Genomic DNA, 12,463 nt, shown 5'->3' on the forward strand with positions numbered 1-12,463 from the left:
AATGGAAAAAAAATCTATTGGTCTTGTAGAAACACAATATTATACAATTCATGATGAATTGAAACTCAAGTCAGGCCAAAGCCTAAAAGATGTTACAATAGCATATGAAACATATGGAGAACTAAATAAAGAAAAAAATAATGCTATTTTAGTTTGCCATGCTTTAAGTGGAGATGCACATGCAGCAGGATGGCATGAAGGTGATAAAAAACCGGGATGGTGGGAAATATTAATAGGACCAGGTAAAGCTTTAGATACCAATAAATATTTCGTAATAGCATCTAATGTTTTAGGAGGATGTTCTGGAACAACAGGTCCCGCATCAATCAACCCTGAAACCGGTAAAGAGTATGGTCTTAATTTTCCATTTATTACAATCTCAGATATGGTTCATGCCGAGAAGAAATTAATTGATTCATTAGGAATTAAACAATTACTCTGTGTAATCGGGGGATCTATGGGAGGAATGCAGGTTCTCCAATGGGCTGTAGATTATCCTGATTTTGTTAAAAAAATAATTGCTATTGCAACTACAGCAAGAACCTCACCTCAGCAAATTGCATTTAATGAGGTTGCAAGACAATCAATAGTAAAGGATCCTAATTGGAATAACGGAAACTATTATGATAGTAAAGCTCCGGAGGCAGGCTTATCAGTAGCACGTATGATTGCACATATCACATATTTATCTGAGGAGTCAATGTACGAGAAATTTGGAAGGGACTTACAGGATAAAAATGAATTAAGTTATAACTTTGATTCAGATCCTGATTTCCAGGTTGAAAGCTATCTCCATCATCAGGGTGCTACCTTTGTTAAAAGATTCGACGCAAATAGTTATTTATATGTAACCAAAGCTATTGATTACTTTGACTTATCTTACAAAGGATCACTAATAGATGGACTTAAAAACATTAAAGCTAAAACCCAATTAATTTCAATAGATTCCGATTGGTTATATCCTACAGAACAAATCAATGATATTTTAACTGCACTTCAAGCAAACAATGTTGAGGTTAACTTTAGTGAGATAAAATCCACGAAAGGTCATGATGCATTCTTTATTGAATCAGGTCAATTGAATTATATTGTAAGCCAATTCTTATCAGAGAATGTTGTAGAGGATCTTATGGAAAAAGATATTGCAACTATTCAAAGTGACGCAAGTCTTAAAGATGCTGCTACAATCATGTTAAAAGATGATTCAACACATATACCTGTTTTAGAAGGAGATAAATTAGTTGGTATAATTACATCTTGGGATTTATCAAAATCTATTGCGATAAACTGCGATAGTCTTAAGCAGGTAATGACAAAGGATGTTTTATATTGTAAATCATCAGATTCTATTGCAGATGTAGCATTTAAAATGAAAGAACATAACATATCCTGTTTACCAGTAATTAATGATGATTTTAAAGTTGAAGGTTTAATTAGTACAGATCAGATAAGTCATTTAGTAAGTAATCTTTAAACCTTATTTTCCTAAATTTTTCTTTTTTTATGTTCATTTTTTATTAAATATCTTTGAATTTAAAAATATAAGATATCTAGTTCTTTTCAATGTTTAAGACTATTTATATTTATTGTTATTTAAAAATAAAAATACTATTTCTAGAAATATATCTAAAAAAAAATTAAATAAAGACTTGTTAATTATTTCTATAATTAAGAATGATCCAATATTCTTAAAATATGAAAAATCAAAATTCATCTATAAATTTTAACAATAGTTATATAAATTGTTTAAAAAAAAGATATTAATATTTAATTAAAAATATTAATGAAAATTTTAATTTAAATTTAATCTTTCAATAGCCTGTTGAGCAGCAAGTTGCTCTGCTTCTTTTTTATTTTTACCTTTACCTTGTCCACAAGGTTTACCATCAACAAGAATTCTTATAATAAATGTTTTATCATGAGGAACTCCATATTCTTTAACTGTTTCATAGTTGACTTCAACCTCTTCAGAGTCACCGTACTCCTTAATAATAGATTTATAATCATAAAAGAATATTTTATTCTCATCAATATAATGATAAATATTATTTTCCAGATATTCCCTTGCTTTATCAATTCCTTGATCTATATAGATAGCACCTAAAAAGGATTCAAAGATATCTGCAGAAATAGATAAAACTTCATTTTGAGTTATGTTGTGTTCTTCTACATTGATTTTTATGTGTTTATCTAATCCTAATTGTTTAGAATAATAAATTAATGCAGATTGACAAACATAATTTGCCATAATTTTGGTTAAATTACCTTCCTCAAGTAAAGGATATTTATTAAAAATATAGTCAGAAACAAGCATATTTAATACAGAATCACCTAAAAACTCCAAACGTTCATAATCATGGTCTAAACCATGAGTAGTAGAATAGGACCCATGTATAAAAGCTACTTTAAATATTTCTATATTATTTGGAACAATATCAAATTTTTCTAACAATTCTTCCATTTAATCACTTATATATTTGTTAGAATTAGATTAATTAAGTTTCCTTAATTAAGAAAGTTAATTAATATAATTCATTTATAAATTAGTTAATAATTATATTTAATATTAACTATTATCCTTTAAAATCCTATTAAGGAAATTCTAAAAAAATATAAAATTTTTAATATATTTATTCATGAAACACTTATAAATTACTTTTCACATGCTCTTGGAAAATTGGGATATTATATATTAACCAACCTATTATTGCGATTGGTAATTCTCATGTTTTTTCAAGATGAGAATTAATAATTTTTGTAAAAATTCATTTACATTAATTATTTTTTTATTAAATAATTAAATCTTTAATTATTTAATATATTTTTAAAAATCAAGGTAAAGGATAAATTATGTTATTAAATTGGTCTAGGGAACTTAGAAATATAGATCCTTCTATAGATTTCAGAGCAACAGGCGGATGGCTTAAAAACGTTACCGGATTAGATAAAACTGTTACTAATGGTTATTCAATTGAAGGTAATTTTGTAAAAGCAGGTGACTACTCTGAAGAAATAGAGAATGGCTTATATTTAGACTGTAATAAAGAAGGTAAAAAATCTAAGCCTAAATCAGATTATAGATTAATTAGAGTTCAGAATGGAACCTTATCCTTAATAGATGTAGTATACGACGGCCGTAAAAATTGGGCTGTTGATTTATGGGACAGTATTGCTGAAGAATTAAATGAGAATTATGTTGAAGATGAGTCTGATTATATTATCTCTATGATTTTAAATAAAACTGGTAAAAATTTACAATTACTTGAAGAGGTTAATAGAAAATTAGAATCAAAAATTAAAGAATTTCAATAAATATTCTCTTGACGAGATTGTAGTTTATGATTATCAGAATAATTTATCAGAATAATTTAAAATTAAGTTTAATATAAAATAAAGTTTAATGTATCCCTTATTTAAGTTTTTACACTTGAAATAGATGTTTAAGATTAAATAAACTATAAACTATACATTATAACCTATTTTACACTTGAAACATATGTTTAACATTAAACAAAAAATACTTCATATGTTATAACTAATTTTACACTTGAAACATATGTATAAAACAAAATAAAATATACACCATACTTTATAACTAGTTTTACACTTGAAATACATGTTTAATATTAAATAAAGCATATTTTAACAAATAAAACTATTTTTAAATAAAATTAATTTATTAAATTAAAAATATATATCAATATAAAATTTATAGATAAAATAAGAATACTATTATTTTTAAAATAACTAAAGGCTTGTTTTAATTTAATATAAAAACAGATTATATTTTAAAATAGATCCAAATTAAGGATTTTATTAAAACTATAACACTTCTTTTAAGAAATTCCAAAATAAAAAAATAGACCTTAGAAATAGGAATTTTATAAAATAAAAAATAATGAAAAATAGATATTAATTAATGATAACTATTAGAATTAGTTGTAAAGATAATTAGAATAAAAAAAGACTTTAATTAAATAATTAAAGATTATACTTATTTAAAATAAAATAAGTATTTAAATTAATCTTTGACCAGTTACTGATTTTTTGTTTTGCCAGTTGTAACTTCTCATTTTTTTAGATTTACCAAATCCACAAGAAGAACAGACTTTTTTACGTAAGTGGTAGGTATTTCTTCCACATCTTCTGCATCTTATATGGGTTTTTTTATTCTTTTTACCCATTGTAGGTGTTCCTTTCACTGTTAATTCCTCCTAAATTGTTAAAATAAATTGAATATAATGAAAAAATGTAATATTATATAGCTATCGCTAATATAATATTATTTTACACATAGATAGTAATATATTTCGCTTATGGGGAGATATATACTATATTGTCTCCTCTAATGAGGACAGTACCTAATCTTCTTTCGACTTGTCCATCTTTTAATTCTTCTGCATCATTAAGAACTAAATTCATGTGTAAATCAAAACTAGTTAAGATTCCTCTGAATTCTCTGTCTCCTTTAAGTTTGATCAAAACAGGAGAGTTTGTTGCTTTTCCTAATGCGTCAAGTGGTCTTTGAACATTTTGTTGTCCGCTCACGATAATCACCTATATTACTATAATTAATTTATGATTCATACTTAAAGAAAAATTATAATTTCAAAATCAACTTATAATTTCCCTAAATTTAAAAATCAATGTTTTTCAATTACTAAAAGTATAGTTTAAAAATGATTTATTAGAAAACTATGGAAAAAATTTTTAGTAAAAATAACAATTTAATTTATGTATAAAGTAGTATATAAATGTTTTATGTTTTTTAGTAAAAATAAGTAAAAATTATATTATATTATTACAATTATACATAAAAAACTTTTTCTAAATTAAGAAATATATTAGAAAAAATTTTTATTCAAAAAATTAATCACTTAAATACATATTTAATAAAGAAAAATAATTATATAACTTTTAAAATTTATATATAAATTTATAAGATATTTAGTAGGTGCTAAATTTGAATGTTAAAAAAAAGATATTATTTGAAGAAAAAAAGAATCAAAGAAATTAAACAAGAATTAGGAGAATATGGTTCTTTAATAAATAATAAATCTAGTGTTGAAGTTTTAGAAACCGATGAATATAATTATATCTTAGTTAATAGTGAACCATACATAATCATGATTGATGATAAACCTTATCCAACATTAAAAGCAATTTTAGCTAATGAAGATCTTGAAAACAAAACAGTTGTAGTGGATATGGGTGCTGTAAGATTTGTAACTAATGGTGCAGATATTATGAGTCCGGGTATTGTTGAGGCCGATGATGATATAGTTCCTGGAGATGTTGTTGTAATTGTTGACGTCAATAACCATAAACCACTTGCAATTGGTGAAAGTTTAATAAGTGGACCAGAAATGGTTGAATCTTCAAAAGGAAAGGCAATTAAATCATTGCATTTTGTTGGTGATGATATTTGGAATTTAGAGATCTAAATTTCAAATCATCTAAATTTAAATTAAGATATAAAACAAGTAAAGGTATGTAATAAAAGGTTAGATTATGGTGGAATTAAGATATAATGCAGGTAATGTACGTGATAAGAACATACATAAAATTGGTATTATTGCCTTAGGCTCACATCTTGAAAATCATGGACCTGCACTACCAATAGATACAGATGCAAAGATAGCATCCTATGTCGCATTCAATTCATCACTTCTAAGTGGAGCTAAATTTTTAGGTGTTATATATCCTTCTTATGAATTAGATGAGATAGATCATGGCGAACATAATACTCTTGAAGAACTTACAGTTAATATAAGGGATATATTAAATGAAGCTAAAAAATATCTTCACATTGAAAAGGTTATTATTGTAAATGGCCATGGAGGAAACACTCCAGTTATAGAAAATTTAGAATATATTGAAAATCAAACCGGATTGGATATTATATTTAACAATAAACTTATTGAAACTGAAGGACCTCATGGTGGAAGCGGTGAACTTTCAATGGGTAAAATATTAAATATCCTTGATGATAATCAAGTTAAAAATCAGGGAAATTTAGAGCTTTACAGTGAAATTGGATTATATGCATTTAAAGAGGCTCGTCAAAATGATCCTGGCATTGATGCAGGAGCAAAAGATGTGGAGGAAAATGGAGTTTATCTTGATGAGGATTATGGAAAAGAACTTTTATCCCTTGCAATCAATTCTGTTTTATTGGACACTGAAAAACTCTTAGATTACTAAGATTTTTCATTTTTTAATAAATTAAATACTATTTTCTTAAAATTCTATTTACCAATATATCAAAAAAGATATAAATTAAATATGCTAATTTTATATAACTAATTAAAATCCCTATTACTCCTTAGATTAAAAAAAATATAATAAAAATACTATTTTAATAATTTAGATTTAGATTAAAAAGGAAAAATAAATTAAAAAAACTATTTTTATATTAATAAAATTATTATTATAGAAATAAGCCAGAAATAGGAATAGGTATTTAAAACAAAGAATAATTAATTAAAATCATTTAAAAATTTTACAATGAATAAAATGACTTGTTATTATAATAATTTTAAATGAAATACTTAATCTATTAAAATAGTTTTATAATGTATATAATATGGAAAACATAAAATCAATTAAAAATTAAAAAAACTAAAAAAAAGAGCATTGTAAAAAAAAAGAATTGGAAAAAGTTATAAGACATTTACATTGCAATTAAAATATAAATTGTTAGAATAATAAATATTATTAGAACTGCAACTAAAACACTCATAATTTCTCTTTCATATCTAGTAATAAAATCTTGTTTAGGTTCTAAATCATTAGAGTAATAATTAGAATTATCAATATCAAATTTATTATTTAATAAATCATTATTAACTTTTTTATTCCCCTCTTTCTTCTGATTATTAATATTATTAACATTAATATTACTACTACTTTTTTCAATAGAAGGTTCGTGATTGGATATAGGTTTATTAACTTTTTTATCTTCAGTTTTTATTTCATTATCAGCTTCTTCTTTATTTAACTGTCTTAAAACCTTTTGATATCTATTAAAAAGCTCTTTATATTTCTCGTCAGATATATAACCTGCATCATGATCTTCTTCTAAAGACTTTATCATATTCTCTATATCTTTCTTTTCTGGAATAATTACACCTCCTAAATTAATTATTAATTACCTTTACCATTAGAACTAGATGATCCTGAGTCAGAATCGCCTGAACTACTTCCTCCAGAATCACTACCTCCATTATTCTGTCCACCATCAGAACTATGACCATTATTATTGTTATTGTTATTGTTATTATTATCACTGTCACTGCTACTAGATGAAGATGAATCCTGTTGACTAGAGCTAGTTGAAGATTCGGAAACTTGCTGGGTATCCTGACTAGGTTGATTGGAAATAGTATCAGTTAAAGACGTATTATTCTCATCTGAAGTATTATTCAATAAAGTAGTATTATTGTCATTGGTTAAATTTAAATTTATAGGACCTGATGCCATACCTGCAACACTACCTATTAAACAACCGATAATTGCCACTATTAAAAATACCAATATAACTGCTTTTTTATCAGCCATAATATACCTCTAATATAATTTTATATTAGAATAAATTTAATTTTGCCTAAAAAATAGTCTAATTAAATTTATTTCCTAATATTTTTTAATATTTAATTAAATCAAAGTTAATTAAATATTTTTATTATAAAATATATAAACATATCTGTAAATAATATAGATAAAACCAATTATTTAACTTTAACTATAAAAATTTTAAATGATATTTATGAAAACAATTAAAAAACCTGTAGAAGCCCAAATAAATATTAAAAAGTCAAATTTTATAGCAAGGCTGTATCCTGCAAAAGATAAAAAAGAAGTTAAAAAAATTATTGAAGAGGTTTCCACCAGATATTCAGATGCAACCCATAACTGCACAGCATATATAGTAAGTGATTCACAGGGTTATGATGATAATGGAGAACCTAGCGGTACTGCAGGTAAACCAATGATGAATGTCCTTATAAAAAATGATCTAAGCAATATTGTTGCGATAGTTACAAGATATTTTGGAGGTATCAAATTAGGTGCCGGAGGTTTAGTTAGAGCATACTCACATTCAATTTTAAAAGCGATTGAGGAAGCTGAAATTGTTAATATGGAACTTTTTAATATCTATGAAGCTATATTCGATTATAAAAATATTAAAGAAGTTGACTCCGAGTTGAGAAAATATAATCTGAAGGTAATTAAAAAAGACTATAATGTACAGGTCACCTATTTAATTGCATCTAATCAAATAGATATTATAAGTAATATTGAAGAGAAATTCCAATCCGATGTAAAAATAGATTTAATAAAAAAAGACTATTTGGAAATATAAATCATTTTTAAATAATAATACTAAAACTAACAAAAAACTATTTAAAACCATTTTATGGATATTTATTTGGTAGGAACCTCATATATTAAAAAAAGCACACAATAGTTAATATTAAATATAAAGAACAGATTCTATTTAAAAAATCCTTTAGGAAATATATAATAAATAATAATTAATTAGGTATTTTTAAATAATAATCCTTAAATGATAAAGCAATAAATTTAACTAATTAAAGCTTATAATATGTTAAATACCTAAAACTTGCTTTTACGATGACTCTATTTATTTAGTTATATCATCAAGCTAAGATTTAAATAAAAACAAATCACAAACAATAGATTATTTATGATTTATTGAATTACATTCAAGAGATATTATTAAATAAAAGTCCAATTAGATAATTAATATTTCATTAAATATAATCCAAGAATTTATTTTCATTAGATATGTCCTTTATAGATAATATCTACCAATACAACTAAAAATACGGATCTTTACTGAAAGTATTTTTCTAAGTAAATTTAATTTGTTTGGGCAATTGCAATTATTATATATAATGTTTAATAATTATAAATTTATCCTAATTTTTAGATAAAATAATCAGTTTAAAAAACCAAATAAAAAATTAATAATTAAAAAGTTAAAGTACCTGTAATCTTAATTACTTTTCTTTTTGATTGATTTTTCTTATTTTTCTTGTTTTTGTCCTTACTGGTATTATTATCTTGTTCGGATTTATTAACATTACTATAGTCTTTTTTGATATTTTTAGATTTATAATTATTGGAATTCTGACTATTATTTGGTTTAGGGTTTTTATTTGCATTTGAAGAATCCTTTAAATTATTGGAAATCTTTGATTTATGTTTTTTATTAGCTGAGTGTTTATCATTATTCTTACTCTTCTTATGATTATTTTTGGAATTCTTAGAATGTGCTTTATTGTTTCTATTTTTATTGTCTTTAGGATCCTTAGAATGGGATTTATTCCTACTCTTAGTTTTACCATTATCCTTAGATTTCTTAGAATGTATTTTATTATTTTTAGATTTTTTGGAATGTGTTTCATCATCATTTTTAGTTTTATTAATATCCTTTGACTTTTTTAAATTTGGATTATCCTTGGATTTATTATTTTTAGATTTTTTGTGGTGTTTCTTTTTGGACTTATTTTTATTATGATGTTTTTTAGATTTAGCCTCTTCAATGTGAGGATTTTCAATCTGTTTAATTAGATATTCAGTCTGTTTCACTAACTTTTTATCGTCAAATGACTGGGAAATTCTTTTAACTGCATCCAAATTCTTAATATAATTGTCTAACCATGAGAAGATATCTCCAGGATAAGTATGTATTTGGTAATTTTTATATAATGTTTTTGAGATATTAATAGGATCCTCGCCTTTTAATCTTTCATTAATTATTAAATAGGAAATTCCTCTTTGAAGACAATCACAGAAAGGTTTATCTAAACAATCACATCTTAAAAAATCGGATTGAAGTCTAATTAAGGCATCCTGAAATTTGGTATCTAACTTATTTAATGTATCACCGGAGGATATTATATCCAATGTAGACTCTGCAAATAACCTTGAGGAAACATTAATCTTTAACTTATTAGCAATTTGATTCTGTAATACTGGAGACAGATAGGCACTATCGAATAATTCCAAATCCATCGCAATAGTTTTAACCTTAAGCTGATTTAACTCCTTTTTATCAATGATTTTAAAAATTTTATTTGTCTTTTCCTTATCATTATTAATTGATTTATTAATAATATCCTTAAAGAACCTGCTATTTGGATTAAGAATTTTCTCAATATTATTCTTAATATAAGTTGATTCTTTAAAGTAATTAATATTGAATATAGATTCCTTAATCTTTTCTGCATTGTTTATAGATAAAAAGCTCATTGTGACAGCTTTTCCATATTTGGTAACCTTTAAAAGACCTTTTTCATAACTTACTAATCCTTTATCAATCAATTCCCTAGTAATAAATGTAGGATCTGAGGGAACATCTATATCCTTATAAAAATCATCTAAATCTTTTTTAGTTTCAATAGCAGTGGATGAGATATCGGCCAGAATTTGTTCCTTAAGTTCATCCTCCTCATAAACAATTTCAACATCCTCATTATCACTTTCCAATAGGTTTAACGCCACTGCCTCTTCGGTATTATTGTCAAAGTTTTTACCAATTTCGGGGAGTAAATACACCACACCACGGTCATGATATGATGGACGTCCAGCCCTTCCAAGCATTTGGGAAAACTCGTTTGGAGATATCCACTTATTACCCATCATCAACGTATCGAAAATTACCTGGCTTGCAGGAAAATCCACACCTGCAGCAAGAGCAGCAGTTGTAACCACTGCCTCCAATTTACCCTTATCGAAATCCTTTTCTATCCTTTCCTTCTTATAATAGGATAATCCCGCATGGTAAGCAGCAGCTTTAATTCTTTTATCTGTTAAATACTTGGCAATTTGAGTCGTTTTACGTCTAGAATTAGTGAATATGATAGTTTGACCTTTATATCCTTTTTTAGAAACTTTATGATTTTCGGATATAATAAGTCTCCTCATAATATCCCTTTTTTCAGATTCATTTCTAACAAAACTTAAATGTCTTAAAAGTGGAACCGGCCTATTGCTATATTGTACAAGATTCATGTGAAATTTACTTGCCAAGTATTCTGGATTTTTAACTGTTGCAGATAATCCTATAAGCTGTGCATTAGGATATAAATAGGTAATCCTTTTTATTAATCCATTTAAACGGGTACCCCTGTCCTCATCATCAATCATATGGATTTCATCAATTAAAATCACTCCAAGATTATTTAGTTCATCAGTTTTTCCACTTCTAATCATATAATCCAATGCTTCATAGGTTCCCACAATTATATCAGAATCTGCAATACTTTTATCTGGAAGTCTTAATTCTCCTTTGGCTTTTACCCTATTTCTACCTACTTTAATAGAAACTTTTAAACCCAAAGGTTCGTATTTTTTCTTAAAATCCCTGTATTTCTGATTTGCAAGAGCAACTAAAGGAGTTAAAAATATAAATTTTTTATCATTAAGAGCTTGTGGTATACCAGCAATTTCCCCAATCAAGGTTTTTCCACTACCAGTAGCGGAAACTGCTAAAATATTTTCACCCTTTAAAAGACCTTCCTTTATTGATAAAATTTGAACAGGAAGAAGCTTAGTATTTCCATTATCTATTAAGATATCCTTAAATTCCTTAGGTATCTTAAGCCTACTCATTGCAATTTCTGGAATTTTTCTTGAATTATCTACTTTAACCTTATCATATAATGTTAAATCGGGATGACTCAAAGGATCAAATTTAGGAGATAACATTGAAATAACAGTTTCCAAATCATTGGTTTTTTCAAGGATTTTTTTGAAGTTTCTAAATACCTTTTTATCATATCCTCTAAGTTTAAGTTCCCTTTTAATTGTATCCTCAGCGCAGTCCTTACATATATACTGGTTATGATATTTATACGAACAATCTGAGTTAATAATAGTAATATAATTTTCCAATGTACAATAATCACATATTCTTGTAAATCTATAGTTTATATTAATTGAATCTAAAAAATCCTCCATTTCCCCATCATGATTTGCCAATAATACAATTTGTTTTCTCAAGATTCTAATTGCTTCCTGTGGAGGATAGAATTTTTCAAATAATGTTGAATTATCATTAATATTCATGTTAATTATGAACCTACTAATACTGAGTTTTCCATTTTCATCTTTTTTTAATTTAAAAGTTCCTATAAAGTGAGGAGTCCTTTTTGAGTTTAAAGCTCCTTTAATAGGTCCAATAGGATACATTTCCCACAATTTTTTACTTTTTCTTAAAATTATCATTAATTTAATTTTTATACTCTTTTTGTTTATAAAATTTAGTATATTGATAAAAATTAAAAATAAAAATAGAAGTATTGCATATTAAAAAGTTAAAAACAAGAATAATTTTATACATAAAATAAAAATAAATAGATTAGAATATAAAACGATTTAAGATAAGGTTAGACTAATCTATAAGAAACTGGAAATTGAAAACACAATAACC

At 25.4% G+C, this 12,463-nt stretch carries 11 protein-coding genes; 5 read left to right on the forward strand and 6 right to left on the reverse strand.

The window, feature by feature from the left end; all coding sequences use genetic code 11:
• Nucleotide 1 precedes the first annotated feature (1 nt).
• Nucleotides 2-1,474 (forward strand): homoserine O-acetyltransferase MetX, encoded by a 1,473-nt coding sequence (metX, locus tag ON24_RS02950; RefSeq protein ID WP_040681908.1) that lies wholly within the window; start codon nucleotides 2-4, stop codon nucleotides 1,472-1,474.
• A 318-nt stretch (nucleotides 1,475-1,792) separates the two neighbouring features.
• Here the strand turns inward: metX and rnc are convergent, their stop codons facing one another.
• Nucleotides 1,793-2,461: a ribonuclease III gene (gene rnc / locus ON24_RS02955; RefSeq protein ID WP_040681909.1), complete on the reverse strand. Its 669-nt coding sequence runs from the start codon at nucleotides 2,459-2,461 to the stop codon at nucleotides 1,793-1,795.
• Nucleotides 2,462-2,850: 389 nt separating this feature from the next.
• On the opposite strand from rnc, the gene ON24_RS02960 reads away from it, so the two are divergent.
• Nucleotides 2,851-3,312, forward strand: a complete 462-nt coding sequence (locus ON24_RS02960) for a hypothetical protein (protein WP_040681910.1) — start codon at nucleotides 2,851-2,853, stop codon at nucleotides 3,310-3,312.
• A 704-nt stretch (nucleotides 3,313-4,016) separates the two neighbouring features.
• Here the strand turns inward: ON24_RS02960 and ON24_RS02965 are convergent.
• A complete protein-coding gene (locus tag ON24_RS02965; protein WP_016358393.1) occupies nucleotides 4,017-4,202 on the reverse strand; it encodes a 50S ribosomal protein L37e in 186 nt (61 codons plus the stop codon).
• A gap of 112 nt (nucleotides 4,203-4,314) precedes the next feature.
• On the reverse strand, nucleotides 4,315-4,548 hold the full coding sequence (locus ON24_RS02970; protein ID WP_016358392.1) for an LSm family protein: 234 nt from the start codon (nucleotides 4,546-4,548) through the stop codon (nucleotides 4,315-4,317).
• A 419-nt stretch (nucleotides 4,549-4,967) separates the two neighbouring features.
• Here ON24_RS02970 and ON24_RS02975 point away from each other — a divergent pair, with 419 nt between their 5' ends.
• Together ON24_RS02975 and arfB are read left to right on the forward strand one after the other, a co-directional pair.
• Nucleotides 4,968-5,444, forward strand: coding sequence for a DUF1947 domain-containing protein (locus ON24_RS02975; RefSeq protein WP_040681911.1), 477 nt, complete (start codon nucleotides 4,968-4,970; stop codon nucleotides 5,442-5,444).
• A gap of 67 nt (nucleotides 5,445-5,511) precedes the next feature.
• Nucleotides 5,512-6,204 carry a 2-amino-5-formylamino-6-ribosylaminopyrimidin-4(3H)-one 5'-monophosphate deformylase gene (gene arfB, locus ON24_RS02980; protein ID WP_040681912.1) on the forward strand — a complete coding sequence of 231 codons (693 nt, stop codon included), beginning with the start codon at nucleotides 5,512-5,514 and terminating at the stop codon, nucleotides 6,202-6,204.
• A gap of 469 nt (nucleotides 6,205-6,673) precedes the next feature.
• Here the strand turns inward: arfB and ON24_RS02985 are convergent, their stop codons facing one another.
• Both ON24_RS02985 and ON24_RS02990 read right to left on the reverse strand, forming a co-directional pair.
• Entirely contained in the window at nucleotides 6,674-7,096 is a 423-nt protein-coding gene (locus tag ON24_RS02985; RefSeq protein ID WP_040681913.1) for a hypothetical protein, read from the reverse strand.
• A gap of 50 nt (nucleotides 7,097-7,146) precedes the next feature.
• Nucleotides 7,147-7,560 carry a hypothetical protein gene (locus ON24_RS02990; RefSeq protein ID WP_040681914.1) on the reverse strand — a complete coding sequence of 138 codons (414 nt, stop codon included), beginning with the start codon at nucleotides 7,558-7,560 and terminating at the stop codon, nucleotides 7,147-7,149.
• Between the two features lie 208 nt (nucleotides 7,561-7,768).
• Here ON24_RS02990 and ON24_RS02995 point away from each other — a divergent pair, with 208 nt between their 5' ends.
• Nucleotides 7,769-8,365 (forward strand): YigZ family protein, encoded by a 597-nt coding sequence (locus ON24_RS02995; protein ID WP_040681915.1) that lies wholly within the window; start codon nucleotides 7,769-7,771, stop codon nucleotides 8,363-8,365.
• 632 nt (nucleotides 8,366-8,997) lie between these two features.
• Here the strand turns inward: ON24_RS02995 and ON24_RS03000 are convergent.
• Nucleotides 8,998-12,258: a DUF5814 domain-containing protein gene (locus ON24_RS03000; protein WP_040681916.1), complete on the reverse strand. Its 3,261-nt coding sequence runs from the start codon at nucleotides 12,256-12,258 to the stop codon at nucleotides 8,998-9,000.
• Nucleotides 12,259-12,463 lie beyond the last annotated feature (205 nt).

This window comes from Methanobrevibacter boviskoreani JH1, assembly GCF_000320505.1.
GTDB lineage: Archaea > Methanobacteriota > Methanobacteria > Methanobacteriales > Methanobacteriaceae > Methanarmilla > Methanarmilla boviskoreani.

Excerpts from the sequence above, each read along its gene's own strand:
- metX (WP_040681908.1), top strand. The coding sequence starts at position 2 with ATGGAAAAAAAATCTATTGGTCTTGTAGAAACACAATATTATACAATT.
- rnc (WP_040681909.1), bottom strand. The coding sequence starts at position 2,461 with ATGGAAGAATTGTTAGAAAAATTTGATATTGTTCCAAATAATATAGAA.
- ON24_RS02960 (WP_040681910.1), top strand. The coding sequence starts at position 2,851 with ATGTTATTAAATTGGTCTAGGGAACTTAGAAATATAGATCCTTCTATA.
- ON24_RS02975 (WP_040681911.1), top strand. The coding sequence starts at position 4,968 with ATGTTAAAAAAAAGATATTATTTGAAGAAAAAAAGAATCAAAGAAATT.
- arfB (WP_040681912.1), top strand. The coding sequence starts at position 5,512 with ATGGTGGAATTAAGATATAATGCAGGTAATGTACGTGATAAGAACATA.
- ON24_RS02985 (WP_040681913.1), bottom strand. The coding sequence starts at position 7,096 with ATGATAAAGTCTTTAGAAGAAGATCATGATGCAGGTTATATATCTGAC.
- ON24_RS02990 (WP_040681914.1), bottom strand. The coding sequence starts at position 7,560 with ATGGCTGATAAAAAAGCAGTTATATTGGTATTTTTAATAGTGGCAATT.
- ON24_RS02995 (WP_040681915.1), top strand. The coding sequence starts at position 7,769 with ATGAAAACAATTAAAAAACCTGTAGAAGCCCAAATAAATATTAAAAAG.
- ON24_RS03000 (WP_040681916.1), bottom strand. The coding sequence starts at position 12,258 with ATGATAATTTTAAGAAAAAGTAAAAAATTGTGGGAAATGTATCCTATT.